This is a genomic window from Delftia sp. WSY_10, from assembly GCF_043104705.1.
Taxonomy (GTDB): Bacteria; Pseudomonadota; Gammaproteobacteria; order Burkholderiales; family Burkholderiaceae_C; genus Comamonas; species Comamonas tsuruhatensis.
Map to the genome: position 1 here is coordinate 149,502 of NZ_JBICKY010000015.1, position 20,752 is coordinate 170,253.

The 20,752-nt window shown below is 69.0% G+C and carries 15 protein-coding genes; 11 read left to right on the top strand and 4 right to left on the bottom strand.

Going from position 1 to position 20,752, the window contains the following annotated elements:
* Positions 1 to 26: 26 nt before the first annotated feature.
* From ACF8ML_RS07065 to ACF8ML_RS07110, 10 genes are all read left to right on the top strand, one after another.
* Positions 27 to 2,258, top strand: a complete 2,232-nt coding sequence (locus ACF8ML_RS07065; protein WP_392406766.1) for a hypothetical protein — start codon at positions 27 to 29, stop codon at positions 2,256 to 2,258.
* A 42-nt stretch (positions 2,259 to 2,300) separates the two neighbouring features.
* Positions 2,301 to 4,022, top strand: coding sequence for a glycosyl transferase family protein (locus tag ACF8ML_RS07070; protein WP_392406767.1), 1,722 nt, complete (start codon positions 2,301 to 2,303; stop codon positions 4,020 to 4,022).
* Positions 4,019 to 6,886, top strand: coding sequence for a tetratricopeptide repeat protein (locus tag ACF8ML_RS07075; protein ID WP_392406768.1), 2,868 nt, complete (start codon positions 4,019 to 4,021; stop codon positions 6,884 to 6,886). The genes ACF8ML_RS07070 and ACF8ML_RS07075 overlap by 4 nt, the downstream gene beginning before the upstream one ends.
* Before the next feature lie 54 nt (positions 6,887 to 6,940).
* On the top strand, positions 6,941 to 7,975 hold the full coding sequence (locus ACF8ML_RS07080; protein ID WP_392406770.1) for a twin-arginine translocation pathway signal: 1,035 nt from the start codon (positions 6,941 to 6,943) through the stop codon (positions 7,973 to 7,975).
* Positions 7,976 to 7,978: 3 nt separating this feature from the next.
* Positions 7,979 to 9,112 (top strand): cell division protein FtsQ, encoded by a 1,134-nt coding sequence (locus tag ACF8ML_RS07085; RefSeq protein WP_154834665.1) that lies wholly within the window; start codon positions 7,979 to 7,981, stop codon positions 9,110 to 9,112.
* Between the two features lie 13 nt (positions 9,113 to 9,125).
* The gene (locus ACF8ML_RS07090; RefSeq protein WP_016452417.1) at positions 9,126 to 10,706 is read left to right on the top strand and encodes an MBOAT family protein; all 1,581 of its coding nucleotides are present in this window, start codon (positions 9,126 to 9,128) and stop codon (positions 10,704 to 10,706) included.
* 22 nt (positions 10,707 to 10,728) lie between these two features.
* The gene (locus ACF8ML_RS07095) at positions 10,729 to 10,968 is read left to right on the top strand and encodes an acyl carrier protein (protein WP_016449889.1); all 240 of its coding nucleotides are present in this window, start codon (positions 10,729 to 10,731) and stop codon (positions 10,966 to 10,968) included.
* A gap of 69 nt (positions 10,969 to 11,037) precedes the next feature.
* Complete coding sequence (locus tag ACF8ML_RS07100) at positions 11,038 to 12,501, top strand: AMP-binding protein (protein ID WP_392406773.1); 1,464 nt, start codon at positions 11,038 to 11,040, stop codon at positions 12,499 to 12,501.
* Positions 12,502 to 12,518: 17 nt separating this feature from the next.
* Positions 12,519 to 13,220, top strand: a complete 702-nt coding sequence (locus ACF8ML_RS07105; protein WP_392406775.1) for an alginate O-acetyltransferase AlgF — start codon at positions 12,519 to 12,521, stop codon at positions 13,218 to 13,220.
* Between the two features lie 26 nt (positions 13,221 to 13,246).
* Entirely contained in the window at positions 13,247 to 14,392 is a 1,146-nt protein-coding gene (locus tag ACF8ML_RS07110) for an acyl-CoA dehydrogenase family protein (RefSeq protein WP_016452419.1), read from the top strand.
* Positions 14,393 to 14,408: 16 nt separating this feature from the next.
* On the opposite strand, the gene ACF8ML_RS07115 is transcribed toward ACF8ML_RS07110, so the two are convergent.
* The 4 genes from ACF8ML_RS07115 to iolD form a co-directional block, all read right to left on the bottom strand.
* Positions 14,409 to 15,383, bottom strand: a complete 975-nt coding sequence (locus tag ACF8ML_RS07115; RefSeq protein WP_016449893.1) for a DUF4434 domain-containing protein — start codon at positions 15,381 to 15,383, stop codon at positions 14,409 to 14,411.
* 135 nt (positions 15,384 to 15,518) lie between these two features.
* Complete coding sequence (locus tag ACF8ML_RS07120) at positions 15,519 to 16,616, bottom strand: porin (protein WP_392406777.1); 1,098 nt, start codon at positions 16,614 to 16,616, stop codon at positions 15,519 to 15,521.
* 44 nt (positions 16,617 to 16,660) lie between these two features.
* The gene (gene iolE, locus ACF8ML_RS07125) at positions 16,661 to 17,587 is read right to left on the bottom strand and encodes a myo-inosose-2 dehydratase (RefSeq protein WP_392406778.1); all 927 of its coding nucleotides are present in this window, start codon (positions 17,585 to 17,587) and stop codon (positions 16,661 to 16,663) included.
* An 81-nt stretch (positions 17,588 to 17,668) separates the two neighbouring features.
* Positions 17,669 to 19,552, bottom strand: coding sequence for a 3D-(3,5/4)-trihydroxycyclohexane-1,2-dione acylhydrolase (decyclizing) (gene iolD / locus ACF8ML_RS07130; protein WP_392406779.1), 1,884 nt, complete (start codon positions 19,550 to 19,552; stop codon positions 17,669 to 17,671).
* Positions 19,553 to 19,771: 219 nt separating this feature from the next.
* On the opposite strand from iolD, the gene ACF8ML_RS07135 reads away from it, so the two are divergent.
* The gene (locus ACF8ML_RS07135) at positions 19,772 to 20,752 is read left to right on the top strand and encodes a sugar ABC transporter substrate-binding protein (protein WP_016449897.1); all 981 of its coding nucleotides are present in this window, start codon (positions 19,772 to 19,774) and stop codon (positions 20,750 to 20,752) included.

The following is a 20,752-nucleotide window of genomic DNA, read 5'->3' on the forward strand; positions in this document are numbered from 1 at the left end:
GCACCGAAGTGAAAAAGAGGCCCCCCATGCAACCGACCATCCACCGCCATTCGTTTTCCCGCACCGGGGCCCGCTGGGCGCTGGGTTCGCTGCTGGGCCTGGGCGCCCTGTTCGCCCAGACGGCATCCGCCTCGGCGCTGGGTGACGCCATACGGCAGCTGGGCGCCAGCGACGGGCTGCAGCGCAGCGTCACGCTCAAGGAGCTGGGCATTGTCGACCCGGTCGTGCTGGCCGGCACGGCCACCCAGGACTTCTACCTGCCCGTGCCGCGCGGCCTGCCTCTGGGCGATGCCAGCATCGCCTTCGATGGCCGCTACCTGAAGGGAGAGCCCGGGACCTCGACCGTGGTGATCTCGCTCAACGGTACGCCGGCCGTATCCCAGACCGTGCCGGACGGCGAAGGCACGCTGCAGCGCAACCTGCCCGTGGCCCAGCCTGCGCGCGCCAGCGACTTCGTTCGCCTGGGCGTGAACTGGCGCAACCGCAACAACAGCCAGCAGCGCTGCGACGAAAACCACTCCCTCGCCAACTCGCTGACCATCTCGCCGCAGACACGCCTGAGCTACCGCGTGGACCCGCGCGATGTGCGCACCATCGAGGATGTCTGGAACACCCTGCCCGTGCGCACCACCGTGCTGGTGTCGGGCAGGCAGCTGGAGCAGGCCTCGTTCGACAGCGCCTGGCGCATCGGCGCCAGCCTGCAGCGCAACAACAGGCGCATGCAGGTACGGGCCCTTCCTGCCGTGGGCGAGGTGATCGACCTGCGCGGCCTGGAGGTTCCCGCCGCCCTGGCCGGCGTGCCCGCCTTTGCCGCGCTGCGGGGCGCCGAGCCCCAGCACAAGCTGGCCAGTGACGCCGAACTGGGCGCGCTGCTCATGCTGGGGGCCGCCCAGGTCAGCGGCGACATCGTGGTGGCCGACAAGGCACTGCAGCAGCGCCTGACCGCCGCCTTCGCGGCCCTGCAGGCCCAGCTGGCGGCCGACCCCGATGCGGGCCAGGCGCTGCAGCAATGGCGTGCCCGCCGCGCGCCGCTGGCCAGCGAGGCGCTGGCCTCGCAGCAACTGCGAGCCTTGCCCATGGGCCGCCAGATGGTGCTGGCCGTGGCCTCCGATGCGGGTGCGCGCGTGGCCGGCCTGCAGGAGGCCGCCCTGCAGCGCCTGCTGGTCAGCGACAACGTGACGGTGGCTGCGGCCCAGCCCCCGCAATGGGACGAGGCCAAGGGCATACGCCTGTCCAGCCTGGGCGGCAGCCCCGACAGCTTCGACGTGCTGTCGCGCGGCGAGTGGACGATGAACTTCCCGCTGAGTGCCGTCGCCTCGCAGGGCCGGATGCCGGGCGAGATCACGCTGTACGTGGCCGCAGCCCCCGGCGCCTCGGCCACGCGCCCCGTGGCCACGCTGTTCTGGAACGGCATGCTGCTGTCGGCCCGCCAGCTGGACGCCAACGGCCAGCCCGAGCGCCTGCGCGCCCGCGTGCCCGGCTACGCGCTGGGCATCAACAACACCTTGCGCGTGTCGGTGCAGCGCCAGCCCTACTCGGCCGACTGCAACGAGATTCCCCAGCCCTATCCCGCCAGCGTGCTGCCGGCCATCAGCTATGTGACGCCCGGCAAGGCCGAGCCCAACGGCAGCTTCATCGGCCTGCTGCCCCTGCTGGGCGCCAGGTCGCAGCTGCTGGTGCCTGCCAGCTACCTGTCGGCCGCGCCGGCCGCGCTGGAGCGCATGGCCAACCTGGCAGCCGCCAGCGGCCTGTCGGCCTCGCAGGCCGAGCTGGTCGTGGCCCAGGCCGATGCGCCCGCCAAGCCTTCCATGCCCTTCGTGGCCATGGAGGTGCCGGTGGACGGCGCCAAGCCCCTGGTGACGGTCACGGACGGTCAGCAGCTGCGCATTCGCGGCAAGTCGCTGGACTGGCTGGAAATCAAGGGGCTGAAACAGCTGTCCTCGGCCGAAGTGGTCACTGCCGGCGGCCAGCAGGGCGTGCTGTGGCGTGCCATCGGCGAGTGGACTGGCGGCCTGGGCGAGCCCTTCCTGCTCAATCGCGGCAACATCGCCGTGATCGGCGGTGACGGCCCTCTGGCCTGGGTGGACAGCAGCAACCCCGATGCCGGCATTCCGTCCGGTCCGCGCGAAGGCGCCTTCCACGAATGGCGCAACTTCCTGTCCTGGAGCGTGCCCGGCATCGCCATTGCGCTGGTCGTGGTGGTGCTGCTGGTGCTGCTGGCCTGGGCGGTGGCGCGCAGCAAGCAGCCCAGGCACTGAGCCGGGCCCGAGCCACGATGACGACGGCATGAGGCGATCACCATGATCTCTTCCCTCTACTGGCCCTACCTGGTGGCCGACTACTACCACGCGCTGGAGATCACCAGCGCCGTGGTGGCCGTCATCATCCTGCTGTCCAGCATCGATGACCTGTTCATCGATGCCTGGTACTGGGTGCGCGAGGCCTGGCGCGCGCTGACCGTCAAGCGCCGCTACCAGCCGCTCAAGGCACAGCAGTTGCAGGAGGTCGAGGAAAAGCCGCTGGCCATCATGGTGCCGGCCTGGCTGGAGTACGACGTGATCGCGCCCATGCTCGAGAGCATGGTGGGCACGCTGGACTACAAGAACTACATGATCTTCGTGGGCACCTACCGCAACGACGAGCGCACCAAGAACGAGGTCGAGCGCATGCGCCGGCGCTACCGCCAGCTGGTCCGCGTGGAGGTGCCCCATGACGGCCCCACCTGCAAGGCCGACTGCCTCAACTGGATCGTGCAGGCCATCTTCCAGCAGAACACGCTGCAGCCAGAGCCCTTTGCCGGCGTGATCCTGCACGACAGCGAGGACGTGCTGCACCCGCTGGAGCTCAAGTACTACAACTACCTGCTGCCGCGCATGGACTTCATCCAGCTGCCCGTGACCTCCCTGGAGCGCGAGTGGTACGAGCTGGTGGCCGGCACCTACATGGACGAATTCGCCGAATGGCACACCAAGGACCTGGTGGTGCGCGAGAGCATGTCGCACATGGTGCCCTCGGCCGGCGTGGGCACCTGCTTTTCGCGCAAGGCGATGGAGGAGCTGGCGGCCGAGACCCACAACCAGCCCTTCAACACCGACACGCTGACCGAGGACTACGACATCGGCGCGCGGCTGGCGCGCCGGGGCATGAAGCAGATCTTCGGCAAATTCCCCGTGGACTACGTGATACGGCGCAAGCCGCTGTTCGGCCTGGGCAAGGAAAAGGTGTCCACGCTGACCATGCCGCTGGGCATACGCGAGTTCTTTCCCAACACCTTCAAGACCGCCTACCGGCAAAAGGCGCGCTGGACGCTGGGCATCGGCCTGCAGGGCTGGAGCCAGGTCGGCTGGGCCGGGCCGCTGTCCACCAAGTACCTGCTGTTCCGCGACCGCAAAGGGCTGGTGACCTCCTTCGTGGCCATCCTGGCCTATCTGCTGCTGCTGAACTTCCTGGTCTTCCTGCTGGCCGACCACATGGGCTGGTGGACGGTCTACTACCCCTCCCTGTTCGCCCCCAATGGCTGGCTGGTGACGCTGATGAGCATCAACGTTGTCGCCCTGCTGCTGCGCGTGGTGCAGCGCGCCTGGTTCGTCTCGCGCCTGTACGGCTGGGAGCACGCCTTGCTGTCCGTCCCGCGCATGGTGATCGGCAACTTCATCAATGCCATGGCAGCGGCGCGCGCCTGGAAGCTGTTCATCGCCCACCTGGTCACGGGCAAGCGCCTGGCCTGGGACAAGACCATGCACGACTTCCCCTCCACAGACCAGTTGGTGCACCAGCGCCAGCGCCTGGGCGAGCTGCTGCTGTCCTGGCAGGCCATCGACGAAACCCGGCTGGCCAGCGCGCTGGAGATCCAGCGGCGCGAACGCCGCCCGCTGGGCGCCATCCTCATGGAGCAAGGCTGGCTCGACGAGGCCACGCTGCGCGAGGCCATCAGCTTCCAGCAGGGGGAGCCCACCGATCCCCCGGCACATCCCGGCTTGGCCGCAACAGGCAATCCAAGCACACCAAGGGCCGGCATATGAAGCGTCTCGCACCCCTCGTTCGCCCACTCACCCTGGCCGCCCTGCTGGGCGCCGGCTGGAACGCGCCGCCGGCCTGGCCGCAGGCCGCAGCAGCCGTCAAGGCCGAGGCGCCGCTCAGGGGCCGCGCATGGCAGCTCGCCAACCAGGCCTATGCCCATTACCAGGCCGGCCGCTTTGCGCGGGCCGCCAGCGCCGCCGCATCGGCCATACAGCTGCGTCCCGACCTGTTGCGCCTGCGCATGCTGCTGATCTACTCGCTGCAAAGGCAGGGCAAGAACGAGGAAGCGCTCAAGGCCATCGCCTCGGCCCGCGCCGCCGGGATGGACGAGGCCACGCTGCAGCAGGCCGAGACGAATGTGCGCGCGGCTGCGGCAGGCGGGGCCGCCGCAGGTGGCGGCGCGGCCACGGCCTCCGAGGCCTACAACAAGGCCTTTCCCATCGCCACCGAGGCCTACGCCGACTACAACGCCAGGAACTACGCAGACAGCGCGCGCAAGGCCGAGCAGGCCTTTCGCCTGGACTCCACGCAAGGCCAATGGGCATTGCTGTGGATTGGTGCGCTGGAAGCCCAGGACCAGCTGGGAGCCGCCATCGAGGCCGCAGATGCCGCCCTGGCCCTGGAGCCTCCCAACAAAAGCGACCTGGTGGCCAAGCGCCAGACCCTGCGCCGCAGCCAGGCCGTGCTGCCCGCGCAAAAGGCCTACCAGGCGCTGATCGCCAACAACCCGGCGCAGGCCGTGCCCTTTGCGCGCGAGGCCGTGGCGCTGGCGCCGGGAACGGCATCGCACCGCTTGCTGCTGATCACCTCGCTCATGCTGGCCGAGCAACTGCCCGACGCGGAAAAGGCTGCCGACGAGGCACTGGCGCAGGACAACGAGGACACGGCCGCCCTGGGCATGCGCGGCTACATACGCCAGCGCCAGGGCAAGACCACGCTGGCCAACGAGGACTTCGACGACGTGCTCAAGCAGGACTGGCTGGACGAAAAGCAATCGGCCAACCTGCGCCTGATCGCGGCCGACGCAGCCCTGGCTGCGGGCGATGCGGCACGCGCCCGCGCGCTGCTGGCGCCCATGCCGGCACAGGATGAAGCCGTGGCCCGCCGCCTCAAGCAAGCCGATGGGCTTCGCCCGGGCCGCGACACGCCCATGGTGGCCGATACGCGCGGTGCCTCGCAGACCCTGGCCATGGCCGACTACCCGCCGCCGCTGCAGGACTGCCGCGACACGCCCTACGGAACGGTCTGCGAGCTGCAGCCCTCCGATGCCCAGGGCGCAGGCGGCCCCAGCGCCCAGGCCTATGCGGCCTACGCGCGCCAGGACTACAAGGCTGCCATCGAACATGCGCAAACGGCCGTGGAGCAGGACCCCGACAACGAGCAGCTGCAAAAGCTGCTGACCACCACGCTGGCCGCAGGCAACCGCGACCAGCAGGGCCAGGCCCTGCTGCGGCTGGACAAGTCCCTGTCCCTCACCCCCAACGACGCCCAGCTGCTGATGCAGCGCGGCTACCTGTACTCGCGCCAGGAAGAGCCGGCCAAGGCGCTGCAGGATTTTCGTGCCGCCCGCGCCACGGGCGAGGCACCTGCGGGCGCCATGCTGGACGAGGGCTATGCCCTGGCCGGCACCGGCGACAGCCGGGGCGCCGTGCGCACCTTCAAGCAAGCCATCGACCTGGACGATGCCGGCACCGCCAAGCTGACGCCGGGCCAGCGCGAGAACGCGCGCAGCGCCGTCTCCGGCTACTCGCGCGAATGGGGCGCCATCGTCTCCCTGGGCTACCGGGGCGCGCGGCCTGCGGGGCGCGCATTCTCGGACGGCATCCTCACCCAGGCCGGCGACGCCGTCTTCGGCACGGCCGAGGCCTACTGGCGCCCGTCCAACTTCCTCAACTCATCGACGCGCATCTTCGATGTCTACGGACGGCTGGGCAGCACCTTGCATGACGGGGGCGGCACCACGCTGGGCCAAAGCGCCATCGACCCCTGCACGGGCCTGCCCATCAATGTGCAGGCAGGCGACAACCGCGGCATCTCGGGCCTGCCCACCACCACGGGCTCGCTGGGCATGCGCTTCACGCCGTCCACCAAGTACGCGCTGACCTTCGGCATAGAGCGCCAGTTCAACATCGGCTCCGCCACGCGCTCGGGCTTCATCACGCCTGAATCGCCCCAGCTGCGCTGCCTGATGAGCGGGCGCGATCCGCTCAACCCCACGGGCCCGGCACTGGGCAATCCCATCTCGGCCAAGTACAGCGCGGGCGCGGGCCAGGGCGGCTGGCTGGCCTATGTCACCCACGGCTTCTACGAAGGCACGGGCCGGCGCACGGACCGCTCCAGCTGGTTCACCATGGAAGGCTACAGCCAGGCCGGCTATGCCAACCAGAGCATGGCCTCGCGCTTCACGCTGACAGACCAGACCAATGGCGCCGTGGTGGGCGACGGCTCGGGCCGCTACAAGCGCGAGCAATGGTTCTTCTCCACCGAGGCCCGCATCGGGCGCAGCTTCCGCGCCGACGGCATCAACCAGGGCCTGGTGATCTTCCCGTTCGGCGTGGTCGCGGCCGACTGGATCAAACAGAGGAACCGCGTGCAAGTGCGTTCCCTGCAGGCCGCCCCTGGCGCCACGCCCACCGCAGCCCAATTGGCCGCCCAGCAGGGACAGACCCTGGCCCTGCAAGGCAATGGCAGCAGCTGGTCGGCCAGCGCCGGCGTGGGCATCAGCCTGCGCCAATGGTTCCGCGAAAGCCACTACAGCACGGCCCAGTCCTATCTGGACTGGTCCATGCAGTACCGCTTCAACATCGGCGGCGGCCAGGCCGACCGCGCCAAGGGCCTGTTCATGACGCTGACGCTGTCCTATTGAAAGCCCCGCCCCGCCGCCGCCACCACACAGACAAGAGAAAAGGAGAAAGCTCCCATGGATTCGACCAAGCAAGCACCCCGCCCCGCCCTGCACGGACTGCGCTCGGGCATGGCGCGCGCCGCACGCGGGCTGGCCGGCTGCGCCCTGGTGCTGGGCGCGCTGGCAGCGCAGGGAACGGCACAGGCACAGGACAGCTCCTCCATCGTTCTCAGGGGCAAGGACGGCTGGCTGTTTCCGGGCTGGGGCAGCCTGACCCAGGTGGACCGCGCCGGCATCACGGAATCCACGCGGCTGATCACCGAGGCGCGCAACCTGCTGGCCGCGCGCGGCGTGAAGCTGCAGGTGCTGCTGCTGCCCGACAAGGTGCGCTTCTACGCTGACAAAATGCCCGATGGCAAGGCCATGAGCGCCGATGTCCAGGGCCGCTACAAGCAGGTGCTGCAGGCGCTGCAGGGCGCAGGCATTCCCAGCTTCGACGACGAGGCCGTGCTGCGCACCGTGCGCGACAGCGGCAAGGACGTGTTCTACCGCACCGACCAGCACTGGACCCAGGCGGCAGCCGACGCCACGGCCGAGGCCACCGCCCGCATGGTCCAGGGCGAGGTGCCCCAGCTGGCCGGCAGCGCCGGCAGCGGCCTGGCCCTGGGCGACACCGTCACCGAGCGCCGCTATGGCGACCTGGCCGAGCTCTTTCTCACCGCCGAAGAGCGCAAGCAGGTGGGCCGCGAGGTCTATACCGTGCGCCGCCAGGCTCCGGCCAAGGGCTTGCTCGACGACGAGCCCGCGCCTGTCCATGTGACGGGCCACAGCATGGTCCAGCCCTACTTCGGCTTTCCGCAAAAGCTCTCCAGCCTGCTGGACCGCCCCGTCTCGCTGAACTGGAAGCCCGGCAACGTGGGCCAGTGGACCATGCTGCTGGAGTACCTGGAGTCGCCGGCCTTCAAGTCCCACAAGCCCCAGGTGCTGGTGTGGCAGATGTTCGAGCCCACCTACAGCTACGGCCCCAACGCGGCCGGCCAGTGGGACAACGCCTCGCTCATGCCCAACGCCACCTGGCTGGAGCGGCTGCGCGCCGCACTCAAGGGCTGACCCGTGGACCAAGCCGCGCAAGACCTGCAAACCGACAAGGGCCACCGGCGCAATGCCTGGATCTGGGGCGCCCTGCTGCTGTCGGGCCTGGCCTGGGGTGGTTGGTCGCTGGCCCGCCACGGCCCCAAGGCCGGCGAGCTGCAGCTGTCGGCCTGGCTCGATGGCCGCGCGGGCACGGCGCTGAACAAGGGCCTGCGCCTGCCTGCGCAGTCCTCGCTGGAAACCGGCCAGGCCGCGCTGCGCTATCGCCTGCTGGGCGATACAGGCGCGCAGGTGGCCCTGGGCTGCCCGCAGTGGATGTTCTACCGCGACGGCCTGCGGCCCCAGCCCGGGGTAGGCGCCGCGCCCTTCGAGGCGCGCCAGCGCCTGCTGCGCCACTGGACACGGCAGTTGCAGGACAAGGGCATTGCCACCCTGGTGGTGGCCGTGCCCGACAAGTCGCGCATCGAGGCCGACCACCTGTGCGGCCTGCCCGTGGCACCCGTGATGCTCCAGCGCCTGGACCTGTGGCAGCAGCGCCTGCAGGCCGACGGCATTGCCTTTGCCGACCTGCGCCCCGCCCTGCAGGCCCAGGAGCAGACGCAGCCCGTGTTCTTTCGCACCGACGTGCACATGAACGCCGAGGGCGCACGCGCCGCCGCCCTGGCCGTGGCCCGGGCCGCGCTGCCGCTGCTGGGCGGGCAGCGCGGCAGCCAGGCCTTCGAGGAGTCTGCACCCGGGCCGCTGCAGCCCTTGCCCGGCGACCTGCTGGCCCTGGCCGGCCTGGCCGACGCACCGGCAGGCTGGCGCCCGCAGCGCGACGAAATACGCCCCCAGGCCATCACCCCCGTGCGCGGCGGCGGCCTGCTGGACGAGACGCCGCCCGTGCAGGTGCTGCTGGCCGGCAGCTCCAACGGCCTGCGCAGCAATTTCGCGCCACAGCTGGGCCGCGCGCTGGGCCATGAAGTCTGGAACCTCAGCATGGATGGCGGCCAGTTCAGCGGCGCCATGGTGTCCGCCCTCAAGCGCCGCGCCTCCTGGCCGGCCAGCCTGCGGCTGGTGATCTGGGAGTTCTCGGAAAACACCTTGTCCCTGCCCCTGACGGACGATGAAAAAGCGGCGCTCAAGGAGCTGGACGCCGCCTCCCCGCCTGCGTGAAACCGCCCGCTACATGCTGTTCAACTCCTATCTTTTCCTGCTGCTGTTCCTGCCCATCGCGCTGGCGGGCCACTACCTGGCCGGCGCCATCAGCCTGCGGCTGGCCGCGTTCTGGCTGTGCCTGACGTCCTTCGTCTTCTATGGCTGGTGGAACCCGCAGTTCGTCGCCCTGCTGGCCCTGTCCATTGCCTTCAACTACGTGGTGAGCCGGCTGATCCTGCGCTTTGCCGGCCATGCGCGGCTGCAGGGGCTGGTGACTGCGCTGGGCGTGGGCGCGGACCTGGCGGCACTGTTCCACTACAAGTACTTCGCCACCCTGTTCAACTTCCTGGGCGAATGGGGGCTGACGCAGGGCGGCATGCACGAGCTGATCCTGCCCCTGGGCATCTCGTTCTTCACCTTCACCCAGATCGGCTACCTGCTGGACTGCCGCTCGGGCATCGTCAAGGAACGCAGCCTGCTCAGCTACGTGCTGTTCGTGACCTTCTTCCCGCACCTGATCGCGGGGCCCATCCTGCACCACAAGGAAATGATGCCGCAGTTCGCGCAGCCGGATAACTACCGGTTCCGCGCGGACAACCTGTCCATCGGGGGCACGCTGTTCGTGATCGGCCTGGCCAAGAAGGTGCTGCTGGCCGACGAGATCGCACCCTATGCGGACGCCGGCTTCGCCGCGCCCGGCGAGCTGCAGTTCTGGGCCGCCTGGGGCGCCAGCCTCAGCTACGCGCTGCAGCTGTACTTCGACTTCTCGGGCTATTCGGACATGGCCCTGGGCCTGGCGCGCATGTTCGGCATCCGTTTCCCGCTGAACTTCAACTCGCCCTACAAGGCCGGCAGCATCATCGACTTCTGGGCGCGCTGGCACATGACGCTGACACGCTACCTCACGGCCTACCTGTACTACCCCGTGGCCATGGCCATCTCGCGCGCACGCGAAAAGCGCGGGCTGTCCGTGGGATCGAGCGCCGCGCGCACGCCGGGCGGCTTTGCGGCCACCATCGTCGTGCCCACGCTGTTCACCATGGGGCTGGCGGGCATCTGGCACGGCGCCGGCCTGCAGTACGTGATCTTCGGCCTGCTGCATGCCTTCTACCTGTCGGTCAACCATGCCTGGCGCATCTTCGTGGTCAGCCGCAAGCCGGCCGCCGCCCGCAAATCGGGCCGGGGCGTGCAGGCGCTGTGCGTTGTCATCACCTTCATCGCCGTGCTCATCGCCCAGACCTTCTTCCGCGCCCACGGCGTGGGCGACGCCATGCTGCTGCTCAAGGGCATGGCCGGCCTGCGCGGCGTGGAGGCGCTGGAGTCGCTGTCCCACGTCCAGGGACTGGCACTGGGCGATGCCATCCGCCTGGCCATAGGCCACCATATGCAGCTGGCCCTGGTGCTGCTGCTGCTGGCCATTGCCTGGTTCACGCCCAATGCCCACCAGATCCTGGGCCGCTTCTCGCCCGCCATGTTCAAGGTGCAGGAGGCGCCCCGGGCCTGGATGCGCTGGCGCCCCAGCGCGGGCTGGACGGCCGTGACCCTGGTCCTGCTCTTCCTGTGCCTGGTCAACCTGCACAAGGAAACCCGCTTCCTGTATTTCCAGTTCTGAAACGCCTGTTGGAGAAAAAAGCATGTCCCACAATGACATCGAAACCAAGATTGCCCAGATCATCGGAGCCATCATCCTGACCTCGGTCGAGCCCGATACGCTGCTGCTCGAATCGGGCCTGGTGGACTCGCTGTCCGCCGTGGACGTGGCCCTGGCCATCGAGAAGGAATTCGGCGTCAAGATACCGCCATCGGAGATCGACCTGCACCTGGAGTCCGTGCAAACGCTGGCGCAGTACGTGGCCGAGCAGCGCAAGGCGTGATGAGACGCCGGCACTGTCGGCACGGCCTGCGCAGCCATCCCCATCCACCCACCGCCGCAAGGAGCCCGCATGCGATTCAGTTTTGACCGCTTCGACTTCATCGAGCCCGACGCCGGCACGCAGCGGCCGGCCGTCATCGATGCCGCCGGCACGCTGAGCTGGCAGCAACTGGCCCAGGCCGTGGAGCAATGGGAGCAGCAGGCGCTGGCGCGCGGCGCTCGCCGCGACGAGCCGCTGCTGATCACGGGGCACAAGGAGACGGCCTTTCTCGTGGCCATCCTCGGCTGCCTGCGCCTGGGCGTGCCCTTTGTCCCCGTGGACGTGATCAACCCGGCCGAGCGCATGGCGCGCATCGCCACGCTGGTGCAGGCCGGCCTGCGCTACGACGCGCAGGCCCGCAGCTTTGTGGACACCAGCATCGCCGCGCAGCCGCTGCAGGAAAAATCGCTGGCCTACATCATGTTCACCTCGGGCAGCACGGGCGATCCCAAGGGCGTGCAGATCGGGCGCGAGAGCATGGGCCTGTTCGCCGGCTGGATACGCGACTGCCTGGCCCTGGGCGAGGCGCCGGTGTTCATGGACCAGATGCTGTTCAGCTTCGACTTTTCGCTGTTCAACTGGATGGGCGCCCTGGTCACGGGCGGTGCCTGCGTGCTGTGCGCGCGCGAGACCATTGCCGACCGCCAGGCCTTTGCCGCCTACCTGGCGCGCACCCATGTGAACGTCTGGGCATCCACGCCCTCCTTCGTGCGCCAGCAGCTGCTGGATGCCGACTTCGACCAGCAGCACCTGCCCGACCTGCGCGTCTTCGTCTTCGGCGCCGAATCGCTCACGCCCACCGTGGCCGAGGCGCTGTGGAGCCGCTTTCCCCAGGCGCGCATCATCAACTCCTACGGTCCCACCGAGGCCACCTGCTCCACCACCTGGGTGGAGATCGACCCCGCGCTGCGCCAGCGCGCGCCGCTGCCCTTTCCCATCGGCCGGGCCAAGCCCTATGCCGACGTCTTCCTGGACGAAGGCGAGATCTGCGTGGCCGGCGACCATGTGATGCGCGGCTACCTCAACCGCCCCGACCTGCACGCCACACGCATGTTCATGCGCAACGGCAAGCGCGGCTACCGCACGGGCGACCTGGGCGAGATCGACGGCGAGGGCCTGGTCACCTTCCACGGCCGGCGCGATGACCAGATCAAGATGCACGGCTACCGCATCGAGCTGGCCGAGGTCGATGCCGTGCTGGCCACCCTGCCCGGCGTGCGCGCGGGCGCGGCGGTGGCGCTCAAGCGGCCCGACGGCTTCATCGTGCGCATGATCGGCTTCGTGGACCTGGACCGCAGCGGCCCGCCCGGCATGCACCCCCTGCCCGAAGACCTGGCCGGATGGCGCGAACTGCTGGCCCAGCGCGTGCCGCCCTACATGATTCCATCGGAACTGCTGGCCTGCCATGGCTTTCCGCTGACCCAGACCGACAAGGCCGACCGCAAGCAACTGGAGCGCATGTACCTCGACTCGCGCATGCGCCCCGCCCAATGAAACAAGGATCTGCAGGCATGACTTCCGTTTTTTCCGCTGTGAGGCGCCAAGCACTGTTCACCCTGGCCGGGCTGGCGGCCCTGTCCTGCCTGCCTGCAGCGCATGCCGAAGGCACGCTGGCCCAGCTGTACGCCGCGCGCCCCCCCGCAGGCTCGTCCTTCGTGCGCGTGGTCCACCCCGACGCGGGCAGCCTGCGCGTGAAGATCGCCGACGGCCCCGAGCAGACGCTGTCCGGCAGCAAGCCGGCCAGCAGCTACGCCATCGTCAAGGGCGACACGCCCTTTGCCATCCAGCTGGACGGCAAGAGCGCCGGCAGCATGAAGGTGGCGCCGGGCAGCTTCACCACCCTGGTGCCGCAGCGCCAGGGCAAGAACGCGGCCGCGCGCTTCACGGCCATCGACGACTCCGGCGGCAGCCAGGACGCGCTCAAGGCCGAGCTGCGCTTCTACAACCTGATCGACGATTGCACCGAAGGCGGGCTCAAGATCGCCGGGACGGGCACGCCGCTGTTCACGGGCGTGGCGCCCGCCAGGTCGGCCAGCCGCTCCATCAACCCGGTCAGCGCCCAGCTCGCCGCCACATGCGCCACTGCGGCCAGCGCGCCGCTGGCACTGCCCCAGCTGCAGCCGGGCGACCACTACAGCCTGTTCATGACGGGTACGGCCGCCTCCCCCGTGCTGCGCGGCCAGGCCAGCGCCACCGACACCTATCGCCCCTGACCCGGCCCAAGGAGACCGACACAGACATGCGAACCCGCTCCGTATTGCGTGAAGACCACCTGCTGTTCAAGGAACAGGTGGACCGATTCGTGGCCACCGAGATCCTGCCCCACATCAATGACTGGGAGGCCGAGGGCATCACGCCGCGCGCCCTGTGGCGCAAGGCCGGCGACAGCGGCCTGCTCAACTGCGACCTGCCCCCGCCCTACGGCCAGGGCGGGGACTTCGGCCACGCGGCCGTGGTCATCGAGGCGCTGGCGCGCGCCAACTGCCTGGGCATCGGCTTTTCCATCCATTCCGACATGGTGGCCCCCTATCTCTGGAACTTCGGCACGCAGGTGCAGAAGGACCGCTGGCTGCCGCGCATGGCCACAGGCGAGCTGATAGGCGCCATCGCCCTGACCGAGCCCGGCGCGGGCAGCGACCTCAAGGCCGTGCGCACGCGCGCCCGCCGCAAGAGCGAGAGTGAGGGCGGCGGCTACGTGCTCAACGGCCAGAAAACCTTCATCACCAACGGCGTCAACGCCGGCCTGATGGTGGTGCTGGCCAGCACCGAGCCCGACCTGGGCGCGCGCGGCCTGTCGCTGTTCGTGGTGGAAGAAGGCATGAAGGGTCTGGGCAAGGGACCGGCACTGCGCAAGATAGGCCAGCACAGCCAGGACACCTGCGAGCTGTTCTTCGACGAACTGCACCTGCCGGCCGACCACCTGCTGGGGCGCGAGAACGCCGCCTTCGAGCATGTGACGCAGGAGCTGGCGCAGGAGCGGCTGGCGATCGCGCTGCGTGCGGCGGCCTCCACCGAAGGCATGCTGGACGAGGCTGCCGAGTTCGTGCGCAACCGCAAGGTCTTCGGGCGCCGCGTGCTCGACTACCAGAACACCCGCTTCAAGTTCGCCGACGCCCTGGCCAGGACCACCATGCTGCGCGTCTTCCTGGACGACTGCCTGGCCCAGCACATGGAAGGCTCGCTGGACTCCGTCACCGCCGCCATGGCCAAGCTCAACGCCACCGAGCTGCAGGGCCAGGTGCTGGACGAGCTGCTGCAGCTGCACGGCGGCTACGGCTACATGGCGGAATACGGCATCGGCCGTGCCTGGGCCGATGCAAGGGCACTGCGCATCTTCGGCGGAAGCAGCGAGATCCTGCGAGAGATCATCGCCAAGCGCTTCTGACCCGGCCGCCTGCCGCTCAGCGCGCGGCGGATTTCCACCCGCGTAGCAGTTGCCGGGCTTCGGGCGTGTCGTTCAGCACCCAGGGATCGATGGCGAAGGCAACGACGCGCTGGGCGCCGTAGTCGCGGGCCACGTCCCATTGGCGACGCACGCGCTCGAAGCTGGCCGTGCGCGCCTGGAAGTCCGAGCCATCGGGCCGCGCGGGCGGCAGTTGCTCGAACAGCTCCACGATGAGATCGAACGGCGCCCTGCGCTCGAGCAGCATCTGCTGCAGCGGCGCCAGCGCCTCGTAGTTGCCCAGGCCCGCCACGCCCACGCCGTCCTGCACCATGGGGCGCAGGGACACGCGGTCCAGCAGGATGCTCCACAGCGTGGGCAGGCTGCCCAGGGTCTGCAGCTGGCTGAAATAGGTGGAGATGCCGGGCACCTGGCCGGATGTGGCCGCTGCCGCCTGGGCCAGCGGTTGCAGCGCGCTCACCAGCAGCTCGATGCGCTCGGGCGCGGCCCAGTGGTACTGCTCCAGCTCGTAGGGGATGTACCAGCCGCGAAAGGCCGCATGGCGCGGCCAGGTGCTGGCGTACATGTGGCTGGCGCCCAGCTCGGCGATATGCGCCAGGTAGGGCGCAGGGCCTGCGGCGTTGTCAAGGCTGATCTGCTTCCACCAGCGCTCGTCATAGGGCAGGCCCAGGTGCACGCCCATGCCCAGTTCGGTGCAGATGTCCAGCAGGTCGGCGATCTGCGCGTCGGCCAGCATCCAGCTGTCCGCCTCGGTATCGCCCAGCAGGCCGCTCCATTGCACGAACAGCTCGCGGCAGCCCAGCGCCTGGGTGGCGGCCAGGCGCTGGCGCCATTGGTCGCGCGGCATCTCCAGATGGCTGCGCCACGGCTGCAGGAAACTGCCCGACACGGGCGCCGAGGCCGCGCAACCGACCAGCGAGGCACAGGCGGCGGCCACGCCGGCGCCGAGGAATTCGCGTCTGGACAAATGCATGTTGGGGACGGCCGCAAGGCTGCGTGAAGGCAAGCGCCAAGAATACAGCCAAGCGGCACCGCCCCGCCCCAAGGGGGCCGGCCCAGCGGGGGTTGACCCGGCCGGGCTGAGGGTTGATGCGCGGCAAAGGCGGCTTCAGAACGAGTGCACGACGCCCGCGTAAAGCCCCTGCTGGCCGGAGCCGGGCAGCGGCTTGCCGCTGTTGGCCTCCACCGAGAACGAGGCTGTGCCCCCGTTGGAGAGGGTGCCGACCGTGCCATACAGCATGGTGCGCCGGGAAAGATGGTAATTGGCACCCAGGCTCAGCAGGCTGGCGCCGCCGCCACTGCGGTTGGCGCGGTAGGCGCCGCCCACCAGCACCAGCGCCGGCGTGGCCTGGTAGTTGGCGCCCATCCAGTAGGTCTGCTGCCTGCGGGCGCCTGCCGGGTTGTCGGCGTCGGCCACCGTCAGGAGGCCTGACCGGATCTGGCTGTAGCCCGTGAACAGCTTGAGGCCGCCCACGCGGTAGGTTGCGCCCACCGTGTAAAGGCGCGATGCCGTGTAGAGCGAACTGAACGCGCCGTTGCCGTCGCGGATTTCCTCGTAGAAGGCCTTGAGCACCAGCGGCCCCTGCTCATAGCCCACGCTGGCGGCGGCCTGGCGCCAGGCCCGGGAACGGCCCGCCTCCCCGTTCAGCCCCAGCTGGGTGCGAAACGAGAGCCCGCCCCAGGCCGGCGACTGGTAGCTGATGGCATTGGGGCGCGACCCCCAGGTCCGGTTGCCCTGCAGCGTGCCCGCGCCCATGGCCTGCAGGCCCATGGGGTCCAGCGCCCAGACCTCGCCGTCCGGAATGCCCATGGCCCGGCCCAGCAGCAGCGTGCCGTATGTCTGGCTTCGCAGGCCGACCACCGCATAGCGGCTGAAGAAGCTGTCGCCCACCGTGCCGTCGTCGGCGGAGAACTGGCTTTCGAGATGGAAGACGGCGCTCAGGCCGCCACCCAGGTCCTCGGCCCCGCGCAGCCCCCACCAGGTCGCGCCCCATTGCCCGGCGTGCCGGAGTTGATCGGAAGACCGGCCCGGCCCCTCGGCAATGCGGTTCATATAGTCGACACCGCTGACGATGCGCCCATACAGCGTGACGCTGCCTTGCGCCGCGGCCAGACTGGCTGCGCCGGCCAGCGCCGCAGCGCACAGGCAAGGTACGGTGGCCCGGGCCGCAGGGCCCCGCAGGGCGTGGTGGATTGCAGATGTCATGACGTTGTCCTCCCTTGGTTTTCATGCCTCGATGCCGGATGGCCTCAGGCGCCCAGCCGCTCCACGAGCGCGCGCAGCGTCTCGTAGCCCTTTTTCGCGTATGCGTAGCCGGGCGCGATGGCGGGGTCCTGCTCGGCCTCGACCACGAGCCAGCCCTGGTAGCCGGCATCCCTGAGCGTGCGCAGCACCGCCTCGAAGTCGAGCGCGCCGTCACCCGGCACCGTGAAGATGCCGTTGACCACGCCCTGCAGAAAGCTCCAGTCGCCCTGGCGCGCCTGGGCAATCACCTGGGGACGCACATCCTTGCAATGCACATGCGCCACGCGCGCCACATGTTTTTTCAGCAGCGCCGCCGGATCGGCCGCGCCGCCGTAGTAGGCATGGCCGGTATCGAACAGCAGAAAGACCTTGCGCGGATCGGTCAGCGCCATCAGGCGGTCCACATCCTGCGGGGATTCCACCTGGGCGCCCATGTGGTGGTGATAGGCCAGCCGGATGCCGTAACACTCCAGCAGGTGCGCGCCAAAGGCATCCAGCCGCCACGCATAGCGCTGCCAGGCCGCATCGTCGGCAAAGCGCGGGCGCCGGGACACAGGCGTGCCGATCTGCCCCTGGACCGTGCCCGCGCATTCGCCATAGACCACCACGTCGACGCCGTTGTGGCGCAGCCTGTCCATGTGGGGCTTGCAGCGCTCGGCCTCGGCGGCAAGGGCCTGGTCGTCGCTGCCCGCATCGGCCTGCGCCAGAAAGCCCGAGTACCAGCCGGAGACGCAGGCCAGCCCGTACGCGTCGAGCCTGGCCTTGAGCGCGGGGCCGGTTTTCGGAAACTTGTTGCCCAGCTCGAAACCCGCGTAGCCGATCTCGGCGCCCTCCTTCAGTGCCGTGTCCAGCGGCGTATCGCCCCCCAGCGAAGGGAGGTCGTCGTTCATCCAGGACAGGGGATTGATACCGATGCGAACCTTCCAGTTCATGCGAGTCCTCCTTGGGGCAGATAGGCGCCTAGACAGTTAGGCAGATGGGTAGAAGTCGGGCGGGGCGACGGTGGCGCGGCGTCAGCGCCGCTGGCCTGCCTTGTGGTGCAGGTACTCGCGCCGCGCGCCCTGGACCTCGGGGCGGCCCGAGACCTCGGGCACGGCAACCTCCCACCAGGCGCCGCCGTCGGCCGTGGTGCGGTGGTGGGTGGTGTCTATCACCAGCACCTGGCTGCGGCGGGACGCCCGCGCACGCAGCATTTCGCGGCGCAGTTCCTGCACACCGCCCACGTGGACGGCCTCGGCCCCCATCGCAGCGGCATGGCGGGCGAAATCGATGGACGAGCGCTCGCCGCCCTCGGGCACGCAGTCGTCGAGCATGTTGTTGAAGCTGGCGCCGCCGCAGCGGATCTGCAGCCGCTCTATGCAGCCGTAGCCACGGTTGTCCAGCACCACGACGATGATCTTTCGGCCCAGCAGCACCGAGGTGGCCAGCTCGGCGTTGAGCATCATGTAGGAGCCATCGCCCACGACCACGATGACCTCGCGCTCGGGCCTTGCCAGCTTCACGCCCAGGCCGCCCGCGATCTCGTAGCCCATGCAGGAATACGCATAGTCCACGTGGTAGTTGCCCGGCAGGCCGCTGCGCCACAGCTTGTGCAGCTCGGCCGGCAGCGTGCCGGCCGCGCAGACCACGACGTCATTGCGGGCGCTGTCCAGCCCTGAGTCGGCGGCAGACTCGCGCAAGGCCCCGATCACCTCGGCGTCACAGGGCAGCTCGCCCTGGGGCGCGTGCAATGTCAGCTCCGCCACGCGCTGTGCCCAGGCTGAGGCCCGGGCGCGCAGCTCTTCGGTCCACCGTGGATCGGCCCGCCAGCCGGCCAATCCTGCACCCAGCTGGGCCAGGCCAATACGGGCATCGGCCACCAGTTGGCGGCCACGCTTTCTGGCGGCATCGAAGGGCTGCACGTTCAGGCCCAGCACCGTGGCCTGGCTGTACAGCGCCTGCGAGCCGCTGGTGAAATCCTGCTGCCGCGTGCCGATGGCCAGCAGCACATCGCAGTGCCGGGCCGCGTGGTTGGCAGCCGGCGAGCCGGTCACGCCGATGGCGCCCAGGTTGAGGGCATGGTCCCAGGCCAGGCTGCCCTTGCCGGCCTGCGACTCGGCCACCGGCACGCCATGCGTTTCGGCAAACACGCGCAAGGCCTCCCAGGCCTGGCTGTACAGCACGCCGCCGCCCGCCACGATCAGCGGCCTTTTGGCGCAGGCCAGCAAGGCCACGGCCTGCTCCAGCTCGGCGGCATCGGCCGGCGGGCGACGCTGGAGGATCAGCGGCGGGTGGAAGAAATCCATGGGCCAGTCGAAGGCCTGGGTCTGCACGTCCTGCGGCAGCGCAAGGCAGGCGGGGCCGCACTGCGCCGGGTCGGTCATGACCTGGATGGCGCGCGGCAAGGCCGCCAGCAATTGCCCGGGCTGCATGATGCGGTCGAAGTAGCGCGTGACCGGGCGCAGGCAGTCGTTGGCGCTCAGATCACCCTGCTCGAAGCTCTCCACCTGCTGCAGAACGGGATCGGGCAGGCGCGAGGCAAAGATGTCCCCGGGCAGCAGCAGCAGCGGCAGGCGCGCCACATGCGCCAGCGCGGCGGAGGTCACCAGGTTGGTGGCGCCGGGGCCGATGCTGGAGGTCACGGCCATCATGCGCTGGCGGAAATGGGTCTTGGCAAAGGCCACGGCCGCATGGGCCATGCCCTGTTCGCTGTGGGCGCGAAAGGTGGGCAGCCTGTGCCTGTCGGCATGCAGGGCCTCGCCCAGCCCGGCCACGTTGCCATGCCCAAAGATGGCGAACACGCCGCCGCAATAGGGCTGGATGGAGGTGCTGCCGTCCGGCTGCATGACCTCGGCCCGCAAGGCCGCCAGGTAGCGGACCAGCGCCTGGCTGACGGTCAATCTCACAGTGCTTGTCATGGCTTGCCTTGTCTCCGATGCCCGCCGTTCAGAACATGGTCGAAAGATTAAAACTATTGGAAATTATTTTCCTTAGGTGTAATTACTTAGAAATTAATTTCCAAAATTTCACGGCGCGGAACTACAGTTCCCCTCACGGTCCGGTGCAATCCGGTGTGTGGCGAGTCCATGCGGGGCCTGCATGCGCCCCGCTGCCGCTCAGGAACAAGGAGACGAGGGATGAGTAAAAGACACCTGCTGGCTGCCATTGCCGCAGCCCTTCTGGCCGCCCTGCCGTTGCATGGCCAGGCTCAGGCTCAGCCACGGGCAGCGCAGGCCCAGGCCCCGGTGCAGCCCCTCAGGATCGGCGTGGCGATGGCGCTGTTTGACGACACGGGCCTGACCATCCTGCGCAACGGCATCGTCGATGCAGCGAAAAAGCACGGAGCCGGCGTGCAGATCGAGGACGCCAGCAACGACGTGGGCAAGCAGCTGAGCCAGATCCAGAACATGATTGCCCAGCGGGCCGACGCCATCATCGTCAACCCGGTCGATACCGACGCCACGCCCAAGATCACCCGCATGGTGAGCGCCGCCCGGATTCCGCTGGTCTACGTGAACCGCCAGCCCGTGGATTTCGACAAGCTGCCCGCAGGCACTGCCGTGGTCGCGTCCGATGAAAAGCTGTCGGGCACGCTGCAGGCCCGCCAGGTCTGCAAGCTGCTGGGCGGCCGGGGCGACCTGCTGGTGCTGATGGGCGAGCTGTCCAACGATTCGGCGCGCGTGCGCACCCGCGACATCGAGGAAGTGCTGGCGACCCGCGAGTGCGCAGGCATGAAGATCCTGGACAAGCGCGAAGGCAAATGGAGCCGCACGCAGGGCCAGGACATCACCATGAACTGGCTGAGTTCGGGCATGAAGTTCGACGCCATCCTCGCCAACAACGACGAGATGGCGATAGGCGCCATCAACGCGCTGAAGTCGGCCAGGAAATGGACGCCCGACATGATCGTGGCCGGCATAGACGCCACGCCGGACGGGCTGGCGTCCATGAAGAACGGCGACCTCAAGGTCTCCGTCTTCCAGAATCTGGCGGGCCAGGGCGCCAATGCCGTCGATGCCGCCCTGCGCCTGGCCGGCAAGCAGGCCGTGGAGCGCTTCGTGAACGTGCCCTTCGAACTGGTCACGCCCGAGAACATGGACCAGTACGCCAGGCCTTGA